At 60.7% G+C, this 22049-nt stretch carries 23 protein-coding genes and 1 riboswitch; of the genes, 17 read left to right on the forward strand and 6 right to left on the reverse strand.

The genetic code is table 11. The features are described from left to right. From QNA11_RS18420 to QNA11_RS18430, 3 genes are all read right to left on the reverse strand, one after another. On the reverse strand, window positions 1-436 hold a 436-nt coding region (locus tag QNA11_RS18420), incomplete at its 3' end, for a TolC family protein (RefSeq protein WP_502867571.1). Window positions 437-578: 142 nt separating this feature from the next. Further along, on the reverse strand, window positions 579-2168 hold the full coding sequence (locus QNA11_RS18425; RefSeq protein ID WP_283484249.1) for an MFS transporter: 1590 nt from the start codon (window positions 2166-2168) through the stop codon (window positions 579-581). Window positions 2169-2259: 91 nt separating this feature from the next. After that, a riboswitch (Fluoride riboswitch) is annotated at window positions 2260-2322 on the reverse strand. A 364-nt stretch (window positions 2323-2686) separates the two neighbouring features. Next, on the reverse strand, window positions 2687-3070 hold the full coding sequence (locus tag QNA11_RS18430) for a hypothetical protein (RefSeq protein WP_283484250.1): 384 nt from the start codon (window positions 3068-3070) through the stop codon (window positions 2687-2689). A 46-nt stretch (window positions 3071-3116) separates the two neighbouring features. On the opposite strand from QNA11_RS18430, the gene QNA11_RS18435 reads away from it, so the two are divergent. The 5 genes from QNA11_RS18435 (at window position 3117) to QNA11_RS18455 (ending at window position 9148) form a co-directional block, all read left to right on the forward strand. After that, window positions 3117-4139 (forward strand): TackOD1 domain-containing metal-binding protein, encoded by a 1023-nt coding sequence (locus tag QNA11_RS18435; RefSeq protein ID WP_283484481.1) that lies wholly within the window; start codon window positions 3117-3119, stop codon window positions 4137-4139. After that, window positions 4136-5413 (forward strand): glycosyltransferase family 2 protein, encoded by a 1278-nt coding sequence (locus tag QNA11_RS18440; protein WP_283484251.1) that lies wholly within the window; start codon window positions 4136-4138, stop codon window positions 5411-5413. Before QNA11_RS18435 ends, QNA11_RS18440 begins: the two co-directional genes overlap by 4 nt. A 23-nt stretch (window positions 5414-5436) precedes the next feature. Continuing rightward, window positions 5437-6618, forward strand: coding sequence for an HlyD family secretion protein (locus QNA11_RS18445; RefSeq protein WP_283484252.1), 1182 nt, complete (start codon window positions 5437-5439; stop codon window positions 6616-6618). Between the two features lie 454 nt (window positions 6619-7072). After that, window positions 7073-7579: a hypothetical protein gene (locus QNA11_RS18450; protein ID WP_283484253.1), complete on the forward strand. Its 507-nt coding sequence runs from the start codon at window positions 7073-7075 to the stop codon at window positions 7577-7579. Window positions 7580-7690: 111 nt separating this feature from the next. Continuing rightward, window positions 7691-9148, forward strand: coding sequence for a TolC family outer membrane protein (locus tag QNA11_RS18455; RefSeq protein ID WP_283484254.1), 1458 nt, complete (start codon window positions 7691-7693; stop codon window positions 9146-9148). Window positions 9149-9379: 231 nt separating this feature from the next. Here the strand turns inward: QNA11_RS18455 and QNA11_RS18460 are convergent, their stop codons facing one another. Beyond that, window positions 9380-9808, reverse strand: a complete 429-nt coding sequence (locus QNA11_RS18460; protein WP_283484255.1) for a DUF3617 domain-containing protein — start codon at window positions 9806-9808, stop codon at window positions 9380-9382. A gap of 336 nt (window positions 9809-10144) precedes the next feature. Here QNA11_RS18460 and QNA11_RS18465 point away from each other — a divergent pair, with 336 nt between their 5' ends. Further along, a complete protein-coding gene (locus QNA11_RS18465; RefSeq protein ID WP_283484256.1) occupies window positions 10145-11008 on the forward strand; it encodes a c-type cytochrome in 864 nt (287 codons plus the stop codon). On the opposite strand, the gene QNA11_RS18470 is transcribed toward QNA11_RS18465, so the two are convergent. Further along, on the reverse strand, window positions 11009-11818 hold the full coding sequence (locus tag QNA11_RS18470) for a trypsin-like serine peptidase (RefSeq protein WP_283484257.1): 810 nt from the start codon (window positions 11816-11818) through the stop codon (window positions 11009-11011). It abuts the gene before it with no gap. 343 nt (window positions 11819-12161) lie between these two features. On the opposite strand from QNA11_RS18470, the gene QNA11_RS18475 reads away from it, so the two are divergent. From QNA11_RS18475 to QNA11_RS18510, 8 genes are all read left to right on the forward strand, one after another. After that, a complete protein-coding gene (locus QNA11_RS18475) occupies window positions 12162-14036 on the forward strand; it encodes a methanol/ethanol family PQQ-dependent dehydrogenase (RefSeq protein ID WP_202073199.1) in 1875 nt (624 codons plus the stop codon). Between the two features lie 98 nt (window positions 14037-14134). Continuing rightward, the gene (moxJ, locus tag QNA11_RS18480) at window positions 14135-15052 is read left to right on the forward strand and encodes a methanol oxidation system protein MoxJ (RefSeq protein ID WP_283484258.1); all 918 of its coding nucleotides are present in this window, start codon (window positions 14135-14137) and stop codon (window positions 15050-15052) included. A gap of 30 nt (window positions 15053-15082) precedes the next feature. Further along, window positions 15083-15658, forward strand: coding sequence for a cytochrome c(L), periplasmic (moxG, locus tag QNA11_RS18485; protein ID WP_283484259.1), 576 nt, complete (start codon window positions 15083-15085; stop codon window positions 15656-15658). Between the two features lie 82 nt (window positions 15659-15740). Then, a complete protein-coding gene (locus QNA11_RS18490) occupies window positions 15741-16031 on the forward strand; it encodes a methanol dehydrogenase [cytochrome c] subunit (protein WP_202073196.1) in 291 nt (96 codons plus the stop codon). 132 nt (window positions 16032-16163) lie between these two features. Then, the gene (locus QNA11_RS18495) at window positions 16164-17195 is read left to right on the forward strand and encodes an AAA family ATPase (protein WP_283484260.1); all 1032 of its coding nucleotides are present in this window, start codon (window positions 16164-16166) and stop codon (window positions 17193-17195) included. Then, window positions 17192-18040 (forward strand): DUF58 domain-containing protein, encoded by an 849-nt coding sequence (locus QNA11_RS18500; RefSeq protein ID WP_283484261.1) that lies wholly within the window; start codon window positions 17192-17194, stop codon window positions 18038-18040. The genes QNA11_RS18495 and QNA11_RS18500 overlap by 4 nt, the downstream gene beginning before the upstream one ends. Before the next feature lie 8 nt (window positions 18041-18048). Further along, a complete protein-coding gene (locus QNA11_RS18505) occupies window positions 18049-18942 on the forward strand; it encodes a nonribosomal peptide synthetase MxaA (RefSeq protein ID WP_283484262.1) in 894 nt (297 codons plus the stop codon). Beyond that, window positions 18939-19937 carry a vWA domain-containing protein gene (locus QNA11_RS18510; protein ID WP_283484263.1) on the forward strand — a complete coding sequence of 333 codons (999 nt, stop codon included), beginning with the start codon at window positions 18939-18941 and terminating at the stop codon, window positions 19935-19937. Before QNA11_RS18505 ends, QNA11_RS18510 begins: the two co-directional genes overlap by 4 nt. On the opposite strand, the gene QNA11_RS18515 is transcribed toward QNA11_RS18510, so the two are convergent. Next, window positions 19907-20185: a hypothetical protein gene (locus QNA11_RS18515; protein ID WP_283484264.1), complete on the reverse strand. Its 279-nt coding sequence runs from the start codon at window positions 20183-20185 to the stop codon at window positions 19907-19909. The genes QNA11_RS18510 and QNA11_RS18515 overlap by 31 nt on opposite strands. Here QNA11_RS18515 and QNA11_RS18520 point away from each other — a divergent pair. Genes QNA11_RS18520 through QNA11_RS18530 form a run of 3 tightly spaced genes read left to right on the forward strand, consistent with a single transcriptional unit; the run spans window position 20177 to window position 22049 of the window. After that, a complete protein-coding gene (locus tag QNA11_RS18520) occupies window positions 20177-20524 on the forward strand; it encodes a hypothetical protein (protein WP_283484265.1) in 348 nt (115 codons plus the stop codon). The genes QNA11_RS18515 and QNA11_RS18520 overlap by 9 nt on opposite strands. Continuing rightward, complete coding sequence (locus QNA11_RS18525) at window positions 20524-21501, forward strand: vWA domain-containing protein (protein WP_283484266.1); 978 nt, start codon at window positions 20524-20526, stop codon at window positions 21499-21501. The genes QNA11_RS18520 and QNA11_RS18525 overlap by 1 nt, the downstream gene beginning before the upstream one ends. A gap of 23 nt (window positions 21502-21524) precedes the next feature. Beyond that, window positions 21525-22049, forward strand: a complete 525-nt coding sequence (locus tag QNA11_RS18530) for an SRPBCC family protein (protein WP_283484267.1) — start codon at window positions 21525-21527, stop codon at window positions 22047-22049.

Raw genomic sequence — 22049 nt, forward strand, 5'->3', positions numbered from 1 at the left:
GCAATAAGCGCGTTTGTTCGAGCTCGCCCGCCTGCGCCAGCGCGTCGCCTATCGCGGCGTCGAGCAAGGCGCGGTTCTTGCCCCAGAAGTCCAGCTCCCATTTGGCGGAAATCGGGTTGAGGAAGGCGGCGGATTTTTGTTTGCCTCCCTGCAGCGGATTGAGCCCCGCCGCGACGCCATGCTCGGCGTAGCGATACTGCTTGTAGGAGAGGTCGGCCTCCACATAGGGGGTAAGACGCGAGCCTGCGATGTCGACCGCCGCCTCGGCGTCTTTCAGGGTGTCGGCGGCTTTTCTCAAGCCTTGATTGCCGAGCAGCGATTTTCCAATGATGGCGTCGAGTTCCGCGCTGCGAAAGGCTCTCCACCACTGCGAACTTGGCCAGCCGTTTTCCGTGCTGACGCTCTTGACGCCGGAAGCCGCGATTGTGCGGTTCATCGACGGCGGCTCCATGAACTCGGCCCGTTGCTGCGGCGCTGTGGGCATACAGCCGCCTAGAGACGCGAAGGCCGCCGCGACAGGGATGGACCTCTGCAAGCGCCGGATCATTCGTCGAGTCCATCTAGGTTGAGGCAAGGCATCAGGGCTCTTCCATAAGTTCCTTGGCGCGGAGGAGCTCCAACCTTTGCTTCGGCGCGGGCTTCCTAGCCGGTTTGGCCAACCAGACAAAAATTGCAAGGCCGAAAAAGGCGAGCGCGCCGGTGAGGAAAGCGTCGTTGAGCCCCATAAGCAATGCTTGCTGGCGAATAAGACGCGAGACCTGCGCCCGCGCCACGGATTCGCTCAATCCGAGCCCTTGCAGCTTGTCCAGAAGCTGCGGGAGCAGGTCGAGCGACGGAAAGCGCCGGCCGCCAAGCTGATCCGCGAGGTCGAGTTGGTGGAAAGGCGTTCGCCGGAATTGCACGACGCCTTGCAGGGTGATGCCAAAAGCGCCGGCCGCTGTCCGCAGCATCGCAAGCTCTTCGGCGGCGCGGATGAGTTGAGAGCCCCCAAGGCCTTGGACCGCAATGGCGGCGGGCGGCGCGAAGAATGTCGCGAGGAAGAAGCCGAAGAAAATCATCGGCACGGTGATCTGATCGAAGGAAGCAGGCTTATCGAACAGGCCCAGCCACGTCATGGTCACGGAGAAGCCAAGGAAGTTCAGGCTCGCAAAAAGGCGCAAATCAATGTGCCTGACGAGAAGGTGCACCACTGAGACGAGAGGCACAGCCAGCAGCGCCATCGTAAGGTATACCGTCCCCGCGCCCGAGGAGGTGTACCCCAGCAGCAACTGAAGCTGCCCGATAAAGACCGACAGCATGCCTTGGATAAAGAGAAAGCCGAAGACCGAGCAAAAAGTCGCGACCGCATAGTTGCGATGACCAAAGAGCCGTAGGTCCAGGACCGGGCGGCGTTCGCCGAGCTCCCAGATGATAAAGATCGGGAGGGAGATGGCGACCACGACCATGACGATCGTGAGGAAGGATGATCCAAGCCAATCGAAGTCATTGCCTTGGTTGAGCACTGTTTGGAACCCGACCAGAGTAACGGAGATCAACAACACCCCTATGGTGTCGAAACGCGTGATCCGCCGGGCGAATGGACGGCCATAGAGCAGAGCGCCCACAACCCCGGCGATTGGTAAGCCGAGGAAAATGTTCGAATAGAAAAGCACGCGCCAGTTGAAATATTCGGCCCAGAATCCGCCCATGAAAACGCCCAGGGTGAAAGGCGCCATACTGAGCACGCCCCACCAGGCGACCCCATAGGGGCGGTATTTTTCGGGGAGTTCATTCAGGACGAGCCCCTGGCCGATCGGCAGCAATATGCCGCCGGCAAGTCCGAGCAGGAAGCGCGCCGGCACGAAGAACCAGATGGTTTCGCTCAAAGCGCATGCGAGGGAAAAAACCGCATAGGCGACGAAAGCGGCGACATAGACCCGGTAGTCGCCATAGCGCGCCGACAGCCAGCGCGCGAAAGGCAGGCCGAGCACGATGCCCATCATGTGGTCCGTCGTCGCCCAGGTGCCGAAACTGGGCGTGACGCCCTGGAGGCTGCCAGCCGCATAGGGGGCCAGCACCGTATATCCGGGCACGTTGGAGAGAGCGATGACGTTGCCCACGGCCAGCGCAGCATTAAAAAGGAGGAATCGCCAACCCGTCAGCCGATCATCGTCGTCGAAGGCGGTCATATTGCCGCCCTTGCGAAGCTAGACCGACGCGGGCTCGGCTGTAAGCGCAAAGAAAACAACGGCTTTTTCAAAGCGGACTCCTAGCGTGCGTGCGCAAGCAGGAGTCATCAGCCCCAAGGGCGGTTATAAGGCGAACTCCATCGCCTACGCCATTTATAAGCCGAAGGGACGTATCCCTGTCAACCGCTTGGCTTTCCGCGCCGCGAGGGCGGGCAGGGACGCTTGCGATTACGTCTCCCCGAGGGAGCGGCGCTGGCCCGTCCTTCTCGAGCACAGTCTTTATGGCGCCTCGCCCGGCCAAAGCGCCAAGCACTCGCCGCCGCAGGGGGATAAGCAAGCGACTCGCTACCCTTCACGCACATTCATATGGCGTCCCGGCGCCGCAGCGCATCGGGGGTAGTCACGACGTGTGCAACCTTCTCCCATCTGCACGGCAATTACGTAGCATCGCCTTTCGTTTATCGACCAATCTGTATGCTTACGTCGGAAATACTCCCCGGTTAAGAAGGTGCGCTTTCTCAGCCAAGTGGAGAACTCCATTCCATTGGCGGCGGACGCAAAAATGCTTGCATGATCGAGTAGAGAGCGATGTCAGTGACCTTGCGAAAAGCCTCTTTCGATGCGCGTGCCGAGAGATCGAACGAGACGCGCTTGGCGTCCGGCTCACAATGGCGCGCTCTAAGCTTGCCGTTTCCGCTCGAGGAAAGTCTCCTGCCGCACAGCATTGCCGCCTGCGGGCGCGATGAGGCCCCCGATTTCGTAATCATCAACGACGCCGCTTCGATTTCTCTCCTTGCATCGGCCTTATCTCCAGCCGCAGCCGCGATCGTGCCTGTCGTGGATGCGACCGGAATCTCGGCAGACAATCGCATCAAGCGCCGTAGCGATCTCAGCATCGGCATGGCTTCTCCGCGCGCCCTCTCGGAGGCGCTGATCACACTGTCTCCGATGATTGCGAGAATTAGGCAGCTTTCTCCTGCAATTTTTCAGGCGGCGGATCCACGCCTTCTGCTTCTTGCGCGGTTGTTTGTGCGAGACAGCGATTTGCTCCCTTCGATCGACCCTGCTGCGAAAGACGCTTTTGTTTATCGTGACGAGGCCGCTGTCGATGGAGCGGTAACTACCGCGGAAGACCTTGTTGGGGTTGGCCTGCTGGAGAGACGGTTTTTTGACGCCGTGGCGGCTTGTCCCCATTGTGCGTGTTCGGCCCGGCTCGTCGTTCGAGAACTCTGCGCTTCCTGTGGCAGTCCGCACGTCACTGAACAGGCTGTTCTGCATCATCTGAGCTGCGCGTATCAGGGTCCAGAGTCAGATTTCCGACAAGAAACCGGCGGGCTTATTTGCCCCAAATGTCGTCAGGCCCTAACCTTTTTTAGTCTCGACTACGACCGTCCAGGCTCTCTGTACATCTGTCACGCATGCGGCCATTCGTCGGGCGACATTCGGATCGAGTTACTCTGCCTGAATTGCGGCGCCTCGATCGCAGCCGGCGATATGAGCAGGCGGGATTTTTATCGATACAGTCTCACCGACGCCGCGAGAGCCCTCGTCATTTCGCCCGCGCCGAAGCTGCCGCCTTCTTCGCCCGACGAGGGAATGATTGGCGCGGTGCGCGCTTTCGCCGACCGTTTATCCTCGCGAGGCGCCGTCGGCTGTATTTTGAAAGTGCGGCTCCATGAGCCGCCCGGAACGCCGCCCGCGGGGCGTAGTTGGCAGCAAACATGGTCATTCTTCCGCTCCTTGCTTCGAGAGTGTTTCGTGCAAGACACGGAGATCGTCGAGGAGCTTCCTGTGTTCCTCGTGATGATCGAGAGCGATGCGAAGCGGGACGTTGAACGGGCTCTTCCCGAGATTAGCTCGCGCCTCGAGCGGCATCTCTCGCTCGCTCCGTCGGTCGAATATGCCGTCTTGACATGCGCTGAGTTTCTGGCGCTCGCCGCCGCCAACTCCAATGCGCAGGCGCCACGATGATCGACGCTGTCATTTCCGCCTGGCACTTTCTCCTAGCGCTGCCGGGATCGGCTTACTTCGCGCTTCTTTGGCTCACAATTCTCGCGGAGGCGCCTCGCTATTTCCTTGGCGTGCAAGCCACCGCCGCCGCATTGCTGTTTGGCGAGCGCCGCCACACCGGTCCGATAGGGCCCCTTCCTGCCGTCTCGATTCTTCTCGCCGGGCACAATGAAGAAGCGTCGATCGAGAAGTGCATCCGCTCGCTTCACGCTCAAACCTTCAAAAACTTCGAGATCGTCTGTGTCGATGACGGTTCAAACGACCGGACCTACGAGATCATGACCCGAGCCAGGCGCGAAAATCTCGTGAGCTCAGTCGCCCGACTGGAATTACGCGGCGGTAAAGCTGCTGCGCTCAATCTCGCGGCGCGAATTGCAAAGGGCGACATCTTTGTCGTCATCGACTGCGATTGCTCCTTCGAGCCGGATGCAATCGAGGAGCTGCTGCGACCATTTGCTAGCGATCCAGAAATCGCAGGTTCGAGCGGAAATATTTTGGTGCGCAACTGGCAGGCGTCGATCATCACATCGTTGCAGGCAATCGAATATTTGCTTTCGATTTCGCTGGGAAAGGCCTTTTCGGACGTTCTCGACCAAGTTGTCTGCGTCTCTGGCGCTTTTGGCGCATTTCGGCGCGACGCGTGGGAGCGTGTCAGCGGCATGGATGTGGGCGGCGGCGAAGATTTGGACTTTACGCTCCGCCTACGTTCCTGTGGTTACAGAGTTGTCTTCACCAGACATTCAGTTTGCTACACGGACGTCCCCGACTCCTTTTACAATCTCTGGCGCCAGCGCAATCGCTGGGAGCGTGACGCTATCTGGGTTCGCTACCGCAAATATCCCCGGCTCATGAACCCGTTCAACTCCGCCTTCAACTGGCGTGAAGCGTTCCATCAGTGGGATTTCATCATCTTCAACATGCTGCCGACGCTTGCCTCTCCATTTTATGTCGTCTGGCTCCTGGTCAATTACGGTCAATTCGGAGTTCTTTTACTGATCGCGGTCGCGATGCTGCTCTTTACCTTCGATGTCGTGACGTTTTTTGCGGCTGTGCTCATCACGGGCAAACCCATTTTCTGGCGATTGGCGCCATTCGTTCCGTTGTTTGGCTTGTTCCAGTCCTACGTCATGCGCATGAACCGGTTATATGCCTACGTCACGGAGATCATTTTTTCATCTTCGCTCCGTGACAACTACGTCCCGCAAAAGTCACGCGATCTCATGATCTGGCGCTAAGACGAAAAAGGAGACAGGGATCCATGACGCTCCATTCATTGCGTCCGCTTTCGCGGCCCGACAACCTGAAGAATCAAGCCCGCGCCGCCCAATCTCTTGCACGCAAGATTTATCTGGCCGCGCTCGTTGGCGCGGGATGCTGGGTTTTGTTTCTCGTTTTCGGCCCGATGATCTTCATGGAGGCCAACGGCATGGTCCTCGAGGACGAGGAAGTCGTGTCGCCTTCCTTCAGCGCGCAACTGCTGACGATTTCGGTTCGGCCGGGCGACAAAGTCGCGGCGGGCGATCAGATCGGCAAAGTCCTGTCCACACAGATGATCGACCTGATTTCCGATCTCACCTCGCGCAAAGGTCAATTCGACGTCCGCAAGGCCCAGATCGACGCGCGGCTATCGGCGATCGACGCTATGCTTCCAGTCGCGCAGCAGCGCATAAAACATTCCGGGGCCGCCTATGCCGTCGTGGACCAAGCGATGGCGCGCGGCTACAGCACGACGACGCGTCTGCTGGAAGCAACGAGAGATCGTTTCGAGGCCGAACGCGAAGTCGCGTCGTTACGGGCGGAGCAGGCGGGCCTGACGAGCGAGCGCGCTTCGGTTCTCAGCAATCTTGTCCGTCTTCAGGAAGCCGTTGACGCGGCGCAGCGTTCGTACCGCGATGGCGCAATTATCAGTCCGGTCGCGGGAACGCTCGGCGCGCATGTCGCGACGCCTGGGACCGTGCTCTCGCCGGGGGCAGCGGGCAAGATTGCGGAGATTTACCACGGAAAGCAGTTCATTCTGGCCTATCTCCCGACGAACCGCATCTATGCAGCCGATCCGGGCCAAACCGTTGTAATCACGGATGGGTTCAAGCGCCAGGTTGGGCGCATCGAGGCCGTAGGGAACATCACCGACCAACTACCAGCCGAGTTTCAATCGGCTTTCCGCACGATAGAGCGTCAGCAACTCGCGCGAATCTCGATCGAAGACGGCGGAGCCTTTCCGCTTTTGGCGAAAATCAGAGTGACGACGCCGCTTGCGCCTTCGAATGTTATTACATCGGCGCCCGAGGCAATTGTGAGCGCCGTTGTGTCCAGCTCCAAATGGCTGATCGCCGCCTTTGCTGGCGATAGGAATCCAGCGCCTGAATATGGAATGTTAGGGATTCGCTTGGCCGCGCGCGAGACGCCGCTCGAGCCTCGAGAAAAGGCGCAACGCAAGTGAGCAACGCCAGCGCCTTTTGCAAAGTCGCTCGCCGCCGCTTGCTGGGCCGCTCATTTCTCGAAAGGCGCCTCTTCACATGATCAGAGCAGCTATGACGTCTCGCCGCTCATTCTTGTCGGCCTGCGCAGTAACGCCTTTGGCGAGCGCTTTCGCGAAAGCGCGAAACGCGCCGCCGCGCGTGGCGATGTGGGTGTGGAAGGATCGCGTTTTGTCCCCCGGCGCTGTGCTGACGTTTGCAGAGAAGCACGGGATATCGACACTATTTGTTTACGTCAGCCCGACGGCTGCCGAGGCGCTGCTCACCAGAGACAGAGACGCTTGCGCGACGTTGCGCGCAATGCGTTCAAACGGACGGCGCGTTTATGCAGTGGCCGGCGAGCCCGACTGGGCGTGGGGACCAGCGCAACTGCCGGAGCATGCCGCCTTACTTGTCAGGTTGGCGGTGGAAACGGGATTGTTCGACGGGCTCCATTTCGATGTCGAGCCTAATGCAGTGCCGGATTGGAACGACAAACCGACGCGACCCGCTCTTATGAAGGGTTCGGTGAAGTTTTATGACCTTTTGCGAGCCGCCGCGCCTTATCAAAAGATCGACATCGCCGTTAATCCGGTTTTTGCGACGCTTACGACAGGCGGCTCCAACTTCCTGCGCGAGCTTGCAAGACGGGCTGACTCGCTATCGATCATGTCCTATCGATCCGATCCCAAACGCGCGCTCGAGTGGGCCGCTCCAGCAATCGCACAGATCGAGGGGGCTGGCCGGCGCTGGAGGATGGGGGCGGAGGTCGGCGACGCCGAGCCGGGCGTCACTTGGCGCGGAACGCCGCCAGATCGTTTTTCTTCCGCTATGGTCGATTTCGACAATCTGATCACGGATCGATTCCGGTCCCCCCGTTACGAGGGCCTGGCGTTGCACGACTACGATTCACTCGCGCAAATGTATGGAGAAGTCGACGGCTGAAAACGAACGATAATGGAGGTTTCTGCGAGTCGATCGTTGCAAATGTCTTTTCCCGCTCATGCTGAACGCACTCCTCTCTCGGGGAGCTCGAAGGATCGTTAGGGGAAAACCATGATGGGACAGGCGAGAGAATTTCCCTTCGGGAAACCGGCAAGGAGAGTTCCGTCAATCGGGGGTCACACGCTGCTCTTCATCTTAGCTGCCTGCTCGTGGCCCCTGCTTGCTCGGCACGCGCACGCCGAAACGCTGACAGACGCATTGTCCGAAGCCTATCTCACGAATCCGCAACTGAACGCACAGCGGGCCAGCACACGCAGCGTTGACGAGAACCTGCCGATGGCGCGCGGAACTCTTCTTCCCACGGTCAATCTTCTCGGCAATTATGCCGTCCTCCAGCAGAACCTGCTGACGAGCGCGTTCAAGTCCTACACATTGACTCAGCCGGCCGGCGCAGGCTTGCTGGTCAATCTCAATGTCTTCAACGGCTTTCGAGGGCTTAACGGAATCGACCAAGCGAAGGCTCAGATATTCCAATCTCGCCAGATTTTGCGCAATGCCGAGAATATCGTTCTGGCAAACGCCGCAGCGGCTTATCTGAATGTTTTGCACGACGCCGCGGTCTACAAGCTTCGGGACAATTTTGTTCGCGCCGTCGCCAATCAGGTCGCGACGACCAAAGGACGGTTTCTCGGCGGGGAAGTCACCAAGACGGATATCTTCCAGGCGGAATCCTATCTGGCCCGCGGCAAGTTGGATCGCTCGACGTCGACGGTGAATCTTCAATCGAGCATTTCCGCCTACAGCCAGTTGATCGGACGATCGCCGAACAGATTGACGGCTGTCGGGTCGCCCGATCGGATGCTGCCACAGAATGTTGGCGCCGCCGTTCAGCTCGCCCTTACCGACCATCCGGCCGCGCTCGCGGCTCGATACAACGTCGATATCATCGAACTTGCTGTGAAAATTGCGGAAGGAGAGCTGGCGCCGACAGTGAACCTTGTCGGTTCGGTAAATCAGAACTTCAATTACGTTGGATATGTCGGCGCGCCGAATGAGCGGCTTTTTCAAGGTATGGTCGGGGTTCAAGTGAATGTACCCGTTTATGAAGGCGGCATTGTCTATGCCCGGGCCCGGCAGGCCAAGGAGAGGCTCGGGGAAGCAAAGTTCCTTTACCACCAGCAAGTCAACGAGATTAAGCAGTCGGTCGAGGCCGCCTGGGCCGCCTGGAACGAATCGAGCAAGCTCGCGGCCTCGGCAAGAGAGCAAGTCAGAAGCGCCGAGTCCGCCCTTGCCGGCGTTCGGCAGGAAGCCAAGATCAGCCTGCGAACCACATGGGATATTTTGAACGCCCAACTAACGCTGTTGAGCGCGAGGATTGCTCTGGTGGACGCTCAGCGCAACCGCATCCTCTCCGGGTTCGGGCTTCTGGCGTCGATGGGGCAGCTTTCAGCGGAAAAACTGGCGCTCGACGTCCCCGTCTATGACGCGACGACGCATTACGAGCAAGTCAAGGATCAATGGTTCGGGCTGGAAGCGTGGAACCCGCCAGCCGTCAAGCAAGCAGAGTAGGGCATGATCTTTCGTAACCCTTCGACGCAAACATCACAGAGTATCAGCAGATTGGCAGGACGTCCGTTGATAACGACCTCGAGCTGCGACTTCATGTCGGACAGAGCGGGAGACTGAATTCTGGATGTAATTCGTCCCCGCGTCTTTCATATAGCGAAACGGCATAGAGGGAAGAAAGCGCTTACCCGGAGTGATGCTCGACGCCGGGTGCCGCGGAACACGCCGCAGACGTCAAGGTTCGCAGCTCTTTCGCAGTAATTTCGCGTCGATCGTGAAGCCGGAGCGTATCGCTCCCGAGCTCATTTTGGATTGGGCGCGATACCAGGATTTGAAATCGCCCGTGAAGAGAAAGCTCTCAACCTCGCGCCTGCCACCCGCGACACATTCGACCGTGACGATCACTTGGTCGCCTGCATGCGAGACGGATGGTTGCGCACAGCCGCTCGCGCGAGGGCCGATGATGCTGTCGCCCGCGGTAATACAGACGTCATTGGTCTGCATCCCGATCTCGGGAGAAACCGTTGCGATCCGCCACAAACCCGGGGCTCTTGTTGGCAGCTCGGTTTGCGCCGCGCCCGTCGGCTGCGCCTCTCCCGCCGAAACGGAGAGGCTCATGACCGAGGCGAACAGGCTGGGAGAAAGTAGGGGGCTTTTCAACATTGTTCCCGCAGAGCGTTGAGCGTTCAGGGTCCGATGTGCGGCCATAATCATTTCTAGTCGGCGCCGTAAAGGCGCCTTCCGATTTTTCCTTTGCTTCCGTGAAAGTATCCCGCTCGAGAGTCGTTCCGCCGTCGATGCTTCTCGTCGTCATAATGTTACGACCACAGCAATTTCCCGTGACGCAGGCTGCTTCGACGTCCATCTGTCGGGCGAGGCGGGGGTCTGCGGCGAAGCGCCGATTCTTCCTGGAGTCGCCGGGAAATAATGAAGAAGACGTCACAATGGCGCTGTTGTAGGAACCTCGTCAATTCAACCGCGGCGTTTCGAGTCGTTCGTATGATCAGTCGCCTATTTCTCCTTGCTGCCTTCTGCATGGGGGCCGCCGCCCTGAGCATCTGCGACTCCGCCGCAGCCGACAGATCGCGCGGGCAATATCTGGTGGAGGCCCTCGGCGCCTGCGATAATTGCCACACGCCGCGCGGCCCGGGGGGCTATGATTACGCCGCGCGCTTCTCCGGCGGCTCTCAGACGTTCTCCGGCAATGGCTATGCCGTACGTGGTTCGAATATCTCACCCGACAAAGAGACGGGCGTGGGCGGCTGGAGCGACGAGGCGCTGGGCGCCGCCATTGTCGCCGGCGTCGGCCGAGACGGGCAGCTCGCGCCTGTGATGCCTTCTGACTCATACCGAGCGTTGACCAAAGGCGATCTCGACGCGATCATCTCCTTTCTTCGCGCCGCAGCTCCCGTTCGAACGCAACCCGCGCAACCGCCACAGCGACATGGCGAATGGGCGCCGCATCCGCTACCCGGCGCCGAGGCCCCTTTCGATGACGCGGCGCTTTCCAACAAAATCAAGCGCGGCCTCTACGTCGCCTCGATCGCCCGCTGCCTGTCCTGCCACAGTGGCGAAAAAGACGATGCGCCCGATCACGTAAGCCGGCTTGGCGCGGGCGGAAAAATCTTCCGCACCCCCGGCGGAGTCGCTATCGCATCGAATATCAGCGCGCATCAGGAGAAAGGTCTCGGCGCCTGGTCGAGCGAGGAAATCGCGCGCGTCATCACGCAAGGCGTCTCGCGTAACGGCGATCCGCTCAAGCCGCCCATGTCGACGCTCGCCAAGGCGCATTTCGCAAAGATGTCGACAGAGGATCTAGACGCGCTTGTCGCCTATCTACGAACCATCCCCCCGAAAGAATAATCAGCGCGGGGTCTCGACGGCCGCTCGAATGGCTTTCGCGAGGTCGCCCTCGAAAAGCATGGCGGAGCCATAATGCGTCTCGATGTCGAAGGGCCTCTGAAGGTTCATGTCCAGCGAGGCGCTGTGCATGGCGATCAGCCGACCGTCTTCCGAGAATAGTCCCGACCCGGAGCCGCCGTAGCCGTCATTACAGTCGTGCCGCGCACGCCGCACATGGCCCTCGCTCGGTTCGTCGACGCGATGGATCTCGCATGATTCGATCGTGGCGGGGAGGCGCGTATTGGAATGTCCCGCGGGCGCCACCATCGTCACCTTCATCCCCGGCCCGGTCATTATGTTGCTCGCATCCGGGATGGGCTGCGGCTTCACATTGTCAGGCGTCGGTTGCAGCAGCCGTAGGAGCGCCCAGTCGTCGGTGATGTGCAGGCCTTTGGACTCCACCGCCGCGCCAAACCGCACATTGTCGCCGTCGAAGTAGTAATCGCCGCCCGCGATACGAAAAAAGCAGTTCGTCACGGGGTGCGTCGGAACCAGCTTGCTGTCGACAAAATTATGCGCGTTTACGACTACGAGATCATGCGCGCCGATCAGCCATGCCGCCGCGCCGCGCTCCAGCGCGCCAAAATCAGAATAGCACATCAGCACGCCAGCCCCAGGAAAGCGCGCCAAGTCGGCGTCGGTCATCAGGCGGCGCCCGTCCTGCGGATACAGCGCGATGTCGACGATCGGCGCCGTCGGGCCCTCGAAACCGGCGGCGCCGAGCGTCAGCAGATAGGCGCCGAAAAGGCCGAAAACCATACGATCAGACATGCGTCACGCTTCTTATAGCCATGCAGTTCGGCGGGAGAAGATACCGCATGTCGACCCGCGTCAAGATGACGGCGCGTTAGCGCCGGCGCGTAGGAAATACCGGGAGGCGATATGCCGATCTTTCCCGAGGCACATTACCGATAAATCGTAGAGACACGCTGCGACGCTTAAATTTATATGCTCGCGGATCGTCTCTCCCATAAAGCGCGGCAAGCGCTTCCAAGGAAGCGACCTTCAACGAACATGACGACTCTGGAGAAATGCTGGAGCGTCTTCACGAGGCGACGTCATCCTTTCAAGAAGCCGCCAACGGTCTTGCAGGACGTCGCAGGAGGACTCGTCTATGAGGAAATTCTTAAATTCCGTTTCCCTGCTGTCGGTCCTGATCGCGGCGCCCGTCACTATGGCGTCGGTCGCCCAGGCCGAAGACCGGCTCGAAGCGCTCGCGAAGAGCGAAGACAACTGGGCGATGCAGGGCAAGAACTACAGCGCGAACCACTACAGCACGCTCACGCAGATCAACGCGGACAACGTCAAGAACCTCAAGGTTTCCTGGTCGTTTTCGACGGGCCTGTTGAGCGGCCACGAAGGCGCGCCGATCGTCGTCGACGGAAAAATGTATGTTCATACGTCGTTTCCCAACAACACCTTTGCGCTCGATCTGAGCGATCCGACGCGCATTCTTTGGCAGCACAAGCCCAAGCAGAACGCCGCCGCGCGCGCCGTCGCCTGCTGCGACATCGTCAATCGCGGCCTTGCCTATTGGCCTGGCGATGGCAAGACGCCGTCATTGATCATCAAGACGCTTCTCGACGGCAATGTTGTCGCCCTGAACGCGGTTACTGGTCAGGAATATTGGAAGATCGAAAACTCCGACTTCAAAGTCGGTTCGACCCTGACCGTTGCGCCGCATGTCTACAAGGATGTGGTGCTTGTCGGCAGCTCGGGCGCCGAGCTCGGCGTGCGTGGTTATATGACCGCTTACGACGTTCGTACCGGTGAGCAGAAGTGGCGCGCTTACGCCACGGGGCCTGATTCCGACGTGTTGATCGGCGACGACTTCAACAAGGCGAACCCGCATTACGGCCAGAAGGGCCTTGGCACGTCAACCTGGGAGGGCGACGCCTGGAAGATCGGCGGCGGCACGAACTGGGGCTGGTTCGCTTATGATCCGGGCACGAATCTCGTCTACTACGGCAGCGGCAACCCCGCGCCGTGGAACGAGACGATGCGTCCCGGCGACAACAAGTGGACGATGACCATTTGGGGCCGAGATCTCGAAACCGGCGCGGCGAAATTCGGCTATCAAAAGACGCCGCACGACGAATGGGATTACGCGGGCATCAACTTCATGATGCTCAGCGAGCAGAAGGATAAGGAAGGCAAGCTTCGCAAGCTGCTGACCCATCCGGACCGCAACGGCATCGTCTACACGCTCGACCGCACGGACGGCACCTTGGTCTCGGCGGACAAAATCGACGACACGGTCAATGTCTTCAAAAAGGTCGATCTGAAGAGCGGCCTGCCGGTTCGCGATCCCGAATATGGCACCCGCATGGATCATCTCGCCAAGGATGTTTGCCCCTCGGCGATGGGTTATCACAATCAGGGGCTCGACTCCTACGACCCGACCAAGGAGCTGTTCTTCCTCGGGGTGAACCACATCTGTATGGACTGGGAGCCCTTCATGCTTCCGTACCGCGCCGGTCAGTTCTTCGTCGGCGCGACGCTGAACATGTTTCCGGGTCCGAAGGGCGACCGCCAGAAGGGCGAGGGCCTGGGTCAGATCAAGGCCTACAACGCCATCACCGGCCAGTTCAAATGGGAGAAGATGGAGCGCTTCGCGGTTTGGGGCGGCACCGCCGCGACTGCCGGCAATGTCGTCTTCTACGGAACGCTCGACGGCTTCATCAAGGCCCGCAACAGCGACACCGGCGACCTGCTCTGGAAGTTCAAGCTTCCGTCCGGCGTCATCGGCCATCCGATCGTCTATCAGCACAAGGGCGTCGAATATGTCGCCATCCTGTACGGCGTGGGTGGTTGGCCGGGCGTTGGCCTCGTGTTCGACCTTCAGGATCCGACGGCCGGTCTTGGCGCGGTCGGCGCCTTCAAGCAGCTCGCCAATTATACCCAGATGGGCGGCGGCGTGATGGTCTTCGCGCTCGACGGCAAGGGTCCCTACGACGATCTGAACCTCGGCGAATACAAGGCCAACTAATCTCCTCTCTGCTTTGCAAGAAGCAATTGAGACGTTTGCTCGGGCGCAAAAATCTGCGTCCGGGCAAACGCTCGAGGAAATTCACGAAAGAAGCGAAGATGTTGCGTCCGACTCGCTCGTCTACATGGTTTAGCGCCGTCGCTGCTGCGGCGCTCCTCGGCGCCGCGCCGGCGACCGCTGCGTCGCTTGGCGTATCCGGCGACGCCGTAAACAACGCGGCTTCGAATCCGGCGCAGGCGCCTGGACAAGCCGCCGATCCTAATTCGCTGCGAATCTGCGCCGCAAAGAACCAACCGCCGCTGTCGTTGGAAGACGGCTCGGGTCTCGAAAACAAGATTGGGGTAGCGCTCGCCGACGCGTTGAAGCGCAAGGCGCAGTTCGTGTGGTCCGAGCGGCCAGCAATCTATCTCGTCCGCGACTATCTCGACAAGAACCTCTGCGACGTCGTCATCGGCCTCGATACGGGCGATCCGCGCGTCGCGACGTCGAGACCTTATTACCGGACTGGCTACGTCTTCGTGAGCCGGGCGGATCGCGGCCTCGACGTGAAGTCGTGGAACGACGCTCGACTGAAAAAGGCTGGCCACATCGTCGTCGCCTTTGGCTCGCCGGGCGAGGTGCTCCTCAAAGACATGGGCCAATATGAAGACAACATGGCCTATCTTTACTCGCTCGTGAACTTCAGATCAGCGCGCAATCAATATACGCAGATCGATCCGAGTCGGATGGTGGGCGAGGTTGTGAATGGCTCCGCCGAAATCGCAGTGGGATTTGCGCCGGATGTCGCGCGTTACGTCAAGGCGTCGACCGTTCCCTTGCGAATGAGCTTGATCGAAGACGATGCGACGAAGAGCAATGGCGAAAAAGTGCCGCAACGCTTCGAACAATCGGTCGCCGTTCGCCGTGACGACAAGGCGTTGCTGGACGCCGTCAACACCGCGCTGGTCGCCGCCAAGCCGAAGATCGATGAAATCCTCAAAGCCGAAGGCGTCCCCCTTTTGCCGGTGACCCAATAGACGCGCGCATACTGAGCAGGAAGAGAAAACGTGTTCAAGCAAAGAAAAAATGCGGCGCGTGTGATCGTCGCCGCGGTCGGAGCCTTCGTAGCCGTAGCGGCAATCGCACAGTCGGCCATTACCTTCCGCAACACCATCACTGGCGAAGTCCTCAATTTCAGCGACGCGCTGCCGGAGGGCAAAGACACTCCCGCCGTCAAGGAATTCATGACGACGGGCGTCAACCCCTACAATGAGGATCCGAGCTGCTTGAAGCAGGGCGAGCAGACTTTCCTCTCGGCGTGTTCGGGCTGCCATGGCCATATCGGCGAAGGCAAGATCGGGCCCGGCCTCAACGACGCTTATTGGACCTATCCGCAGAACGAGACCGACGAAGGCCTGTTCTCGACGATCTATGGCGGCGCACAGGCGTCGATGGGGCCGCAATATCAGAATCTTCAGCTCGACGAGATGCTGAAGGTGATGGCTTGGGTCCGCCACCTCTTCAAGGAAGCGCCGGAGAAGGCGACTTGGCTGACCGATACGCAGCGCAAGTCGTTCAAGCCTTACGCCGGACATGAGACGTTGCCGGACAATCCGCCAGGCAAGTGCCAGGCCAAAAAGTAAGGTCACGGCGAAGCAAGTTCCGCCGATCGGCGGGAGGCGCAAACAAAGAGGCTCGAGCCTCGCACATATGGAGGAACCAGGCATGCGTAAGATGCATTTCGCCGCGGCGGTCGCCGTCGGCATCATGTTCAGCGCCGGCAGCGCTCTCGCCTATGACGGCACCAAGTGCAAAGCGCCCGGCAACTGCTGGGAACCCAAGCCGGGCTTTCCGGAAAAGGTCGAGGGCTCGAAATACGACCCCAAGCACGATCCGAAGGAACTCGCCAAGCAGCAGGCCTCGATCCAGTCCATGGAAGATCGCAACAAAAAGCGGGTCGAGAATTTCAAGAAGACTGGCAAATGGGAATATGACGTGAGCAAGATCGCTCAATAATCGAATTCGTCGCGGTTTTTCCGCGATGAACGAAAGCGGCCACGATCTGGATCCGATGTTGTTCAACAACAGCGCATCGCGTCCGTTCCCGAGATCGTGGCCGCCCTTTTTATCGCGCTGTAAGGTCGTGTCTTGAACGACGACTCTCAAAAAGAGCACAAGCTCGGCGAATGGCGCGAACGCGCGCTCGCCTTCGAGCAGGAAATCCAAAAAGCGGTCATTGGCCAGGAGCGCGTCATTCGGCTCGTCACGATCGGCGTTTTTGCCCGCGGCCATATCATGATCGAAGGCGACGTCGGCGTCGGCAAGACGACCTTGCTTCGAGCGGTGTCGCGCGCGCTCGGCGGGGATTTCGCCCGTTTCGAGGGCACGGTCGACATGATGCCGAGCGACATCCTCTATCATACCTATCTTGGCGACGACGGTCGCCCGCGCGTCGAAGCCTCGGAGCTTCTGCGGCTGGCGGATACGCTGCCCGTGTTCTTCTTCAACGAGATCAATCGCGCGCGGCCACAGGTCCATTCGCTCCTTTTGCGGCTGATGGCCGAACGAAGCGTGACGGCGTTCAACCGTCTGGTCAATTTTCCCTATCTCCAGGTTTTCGCCGACCGCAATATGGTCGAGCGCGAAGAGACATTCGAACTGCCTGCCGCCGCAAGAGACCGCTTCTTTATGGAAATTTCCATGCAGGCGCCCGCCGATCCAGAGGCGCGGCGCAGCCTTATTTTTGATCCCGTCTTTCAGGATGTCGATTTACTTCTCGACAGAGTGGCGCCCGGAACGGTCGACTATCGTGAGATCGGGAGAGTGGCGCGCGCAATCCAGGAGACGGTGAAGGCGAGCCCGACCCTCCAGTCTTATGTGTTGAACCTCTGGCGCGCGCTGACCGAGCCGGCGTCCGTCGGCATATCGTTGCGCGACGTCGACGTCGCGACGCTTGTAAAGGGCGGCGCCAGCCCACGCGGCCTTGCGACTCTGGCGCTTGCGGCGCGCGTGCGCGCCTGGCTCGAGGGTAGGGACTATCTGACGCCGGACGACATCAAAGACGTTTTTCTCGAGGTGATGGCGCATCGCATTTTTGTCGATCCCATTCATGCGCTGCGCGGCGACGAACCGGTCAAGCAGCTCTGCCAAGCCGTATTCGACACGATTCCGGTTCCATGACCATAACTGGCGACATTCTGTACCGCCCTCGCGGACGCTTCCGGTCCAATCATGCCGGCGCGCATGTATCGAGCGAGGTCGGTGGGTTCGGCGTGTTCCGTGACCAAGCGCCCTTCCTGCGCTATCCTGACGCAAGACGCATCGATCTGCGCGCGACATTGCGCGATCCTTTCGGCGAGACTCATGTCCGGCGCTTCGAGCAAAGAAGCGCGATCGACGTTTACGCGCTTGTCGACCTTTCCGCGTCCATGGGCTTTGTCGGCGCGGTCGACCGTTTCCAGGTCGCCTGCGACCTCTGTGCCGCGCTCGCCTTTTCGGCGACGCGCATTGGCGACCGCTTCGGCCTCGTCGCCGGCGGCGACGTTTTGCGTGAGAGCGCCTTTCTTCCGGCGACGCTATCGCGAAGGGCGGCGCTTCACGCCGTTGATCGGCTTCGCGACGAACGTCCGGCCGGCACGAACGCGGAAAGCCTCGAGACTGCCGCGATACGCCTCGGCGCGGGGCGAAAGCTTGTTCTGCTCATCTCCGACTTCCGATGGCCGGCGGCGCTTGTCCAGAGGATCTTTGACGCGCTGGCGCTTCACGATGTTTTGCCGGTCGTGCTCGTCGACGCTGTCGAGCTGAATCCGCCGCGCTGGGGTTTGCTCGAATTACGTGACCCCGAAACAGCGCGCCGGCGTACGATAGTCGTCATGCGTCCGGGCCTGCGGCAAAAATGGATCGACGCCGAGTCGAAGCGCCGGGCGGCGTTGATTCAGCTCGCGGCCGGACGCGTTCGACCGCCGGTTTTCGTCGAGGATCGTGTCGATTCCCGATCCCTCAGTTTACGTCTCATGGCGGCGTGAGGCGCGACATGCGTATCGCGCCACTCTTCATTGTCGCGCTCTTCTGGGCCACTTGCGCCCAGGCCGCCGACCAGCGCGTCAAAATTCATTCGGCGCGGCCTTTCGGCTATTTTGTCGGCGATCTTATCCATGCCCGCATCGAGATTATGTCATCAGCGGACGCGAAGCTCTCGGCCTCCTCACTTCCGCGGCCGGGGCCCCTCGGGGTTTCGCTCGACCTCAAAGACGTAGGCGTTCACGCAACAACGGTCGGCGCGGACACGCGCTGGGACATCGATTTGGTCTACCAGAATTTCTACGTCGCGCTCGATGTGCGAAACATCGACATTCCTGCTTTCGATCTGCGTCTTGGAGAGGAAACCATTTCGGTTCCCGCCTGGCGCGTGGGCGTCGCGCCCTTGCGCGAAATCGCGCCTGAAAAGCAGGAGCGCTCGGAGGACTATTTGCGCCCGGATGCGCCGGCGGTCTATGCGGAGGAGACCGAGCCGAAGCGTCTTGCGCTGGCATTCGCCGCTCTCTCTTTACTCTCGCTCACTGCGGTCGCGCGGAATCGCGCCTGGCCGCCATTCCAGAAAAGACCCGCGCGCATTTTCAGCGCGGTGGCGCGCAAGCTCGCAGCGCAGACGCGCGCGGCAAGTGAGGCGACCGTTCTCCCGCTGGCTTTTCAGAGCCTGCACCGCGCGATCGATCTTGCGAACGGCGCGTCGCTTCTCGCTGAGGACGTCCCTGGTTTTTTGGCGCGACGGCCGGAATTCGCGTCCCTGAAGCCCGCGTTCGATCGCTTCTTCTTAGCATCGCGACGCGCCTTCTTTTCTCGAGAGGGCGATCACGTCGCCGATTACACGCTCGGCGAGCTCCTCGATTTTGCCCAAGCGCTCGCTCGCCGGGAGCGCGCGCAGTGACGCTTATCAGCTTCGACCTCCCTGGACTGCTCCTGCTGGCGCCCGCCGCCCTCGCGCCGCTGTGGAAATCCGCATTGCGCGATTGCGCGATCTCCTCGCTGGATTGCGCGCCCGAAGACCGTCTTTCCGGAGTCGTCGACGTTGGCTTGAAGTTGCTCGGCGTCGTGGCGCTTCTCGCGAGTCTCGCGGGCGCGGCCGGTCCTTTCCTTCCCGGAGAGGAAGTCGAGCGCGTGGCCGAAGGCGCGCAGATCGTTATGCTGATCGATCGCAGCGGCAGTATGAACGAGACATTTGCGGGCCGGAACCCTTCTGGCGACGAAGAGTCCAAGGCGGCCGCCGCCAAGCGGATATTGAAAGGCTTCGTCGAGAGTCGGCGGCGCGACCTTGTCGGCGTCGCGGCCTTCTCGACCTCGCCCATGCTCGTCACCCCGCTCTCCGATCACCCTGACGCGACCAAAGCAGCGATCGACGCCATGGATCGGCCGGGGCTGGATTACACTAATATTGCACGTGGCCTCGCCATGGCGCTTTCGATGTTTCGCGCGAGTGACGCCGATCACTCCCGGGCCGTTCTTCTCATTTCGGACGGCGCGGGTGTCATCGATCCCAAAATCCAGGACGATCTGCGCGCGGATTTCAAAAAGGCCCACGTCAATCTCTACTGGCTCTTCCTGCGCACCGAGGGAAGCCAGGGGATCTACGACGCGCACGACAACGACGAGTCCCCACAAGCGGCCCCGGAGCGCCATCTCGATCTTTATTTCAAATCGCTTGGCGTGCCCTATCGCGCTTTCGAAGCGGAAGGACCCAAAGCGACCGAGGAAGCTTTGCGTCAGATCGATCAGCTCGAGCGCCGGCCCATGCCGTATTTCGAAAAGCTGCCGCGACGCGATCTGTCCGGGACATTTTTTGCAGCCGCGCTCGGCGCAGTGTGTCTGCTGCTCGTCGCCAAACTAGCGGAAGTTCAGCTCGCATCACCCAGAGGCGTCCCGTGATCGACCGCCTGCGTAAACGAGCTCTCGTTTTTTGGCGCGAGCAGCGTTCTGCGCTGCTCGTCGCACTCCTCCTGACGTTTGCTGTCGCGACCGGCTTCGAATTGGCGGCGTGGCGCCGCGCGCTCGCCACGAATGACACGATCGAACTGCTCCGCACAGGCCATGATATTCAAATCGGCGGCGACGCGCGCCCGGAACTGCTGCTCGCGCGCATTGCTTTCCTGACGAAACGCGACGAATTGGATCAATCCCGCGGTCTTCTGGAGGCGTTGGACCGCGTCGGCGATACGCAGACCCGCGCGCGGGGGCATTATCTCTTGGCCAATGCGCTGCTGCGCGTGGCGCTGGCGCATATCGAGAGATCCGAGCTCGAAGCGGCGGCTCCTTTCGTGAATCTTTCCAAGCGGGAATATCGCCGCGCGCTCCAACTCGACCCGGAATTCTGGGACGCCAAATATAATTTCGACGTGGCGGCGCGACTTGTGCGCGACTTTCCGGACTTCGAGCGAACGAGCGGCGACGAGCTCAGCGCCGATCCGAAAAAGCTCTGGACCGATATTCCGGGCAAGCCGAAAGGTCTGCCCTGATGCGCCCGGACTTGCGTGATCCCCGGTTCATCTTGCTGACGCTGGCAGCCGCGCTGCTCGTCGCCACATTCATTACGCCCCGGGTGCAGGTGACGCGCCCGGGGTATGACCTCCTCGCCGTCGTCGACATCACCGGCAGCATGAATGTTCGCGACTACGCCGCCTCGGGCAAACCGATCAGCCGTCTCGAAAAGGCCAAGGCCGCCTTGCGGGAGCTGATCGCCAGCCTCCCTTGCCCCTCGCGCGTCGCGCTCGGCGTTTTCACCGAACGGCGGCCGTTCCTGCTCTTCGAGCCCATCGACGCCTGCGCCGATTTCTCGCCGCTCGACTCTGCGATCGCGGCGCTCGATTGGCGCATGGCCTGGGAGGGGGATAGCCGAATAGCGGCGGGTCTGTTCCGCGCCATCGACATGGCGCGCGAGTTGAAGACGGACCTGCTGTTTTTCACGGATGGTCACGAGGCCCCGCCGCTGCCGCCATCCGGCGGCCCCGCTTTCGAAGGGAAAGTCGGTGAGACGCGTGGGTTGATCGTGGGAACCGGCGGCTATGAGCTCTCGCCGATCCCGAAGTTCGACGACAGGGGACGGGACATCGGCTTCGTCGCCGTTGACGAGGTCCCGCATGAGAGCCGTTTCGGCCTGCCGCCCAAAGGCGCCGAGCAAAGGGAGGGCTACAATGCCCGCAACGCGCCCTTTGGCGCGACGGCCGCCGTCGGCGCGGAGCATCTTTCCTCGGTGAAGGAAGACTATCTGCGCACGCTCGCCGAAAAAACCGGCCTCGGCTACGCCCATCTCGGCGACACGGCCCGTCTGCACGACGACTATCTGGCTGCAGCAACCGCGCGGCCACGCTCGGGAAGTCTCGATCTCAGAGCATTTCTCGGCGGCGCATCCGCCGCCTGCCTGTTCGCGGTCTTCTCGATCGCGCCGCTTTTGGAGCGGCTCACGCGCAAGCGGCAAATCGCGCGCGCCGCGTAAAAACAACCATGAGGGAGAACAAAATGAAGAAAGCAGTGTCGTTGATCGCCTTCTTGCTCGCCGCGCCGGCGCTCGCGCATGGGCCGACGCCGATCAAGGTCGATGAAACAATCGTCATCTCCGCCGACCCCAAGGCAGTTTGGGCGGTCGCGGGGAAATTCGACGGGCTGGCGGCCTGGCATCCGGACGTCCAGGCTGTGAAGGCCAAGGGCGGCGACGCTGCGGGCGCCGAGCGCGAAGTGACGCTCAAGAAGGGCGGGGCGTTGAAGGAAGGCCTCGACGAATATGACGCGGCGGCGCACAAGCTTTCCTGGCGCATGTCCGATCCCAATCTCGACGCGCTGCCGGTGAGTTCCTACACGCTCACCTTCACGGTGGAGCCGGCGGCGGGCGGCGGCAGCCAAGTGAAATGGTATGGGCGCCTCTATCGCGGCGACACGAGCAACGAGCCGCCTGAAAATCTCAACGATGACGCGGCGCGCACCGCGATGGCGACATATCTCCATAACGGGCTGGAGAGCCTGAAGAGAAAAGTCGAAGGAAAATAG

The sequence above is a fragment of the Methylocystis sp. JR02 genome (assembly GCF_030063565.1).
GTDB lineage: Bacteria > Pseudomonadota > Alphaproteobacteria > Rhizobiales > Beijerinckiaceae > Methylocystis > Methylocystis iwaonis.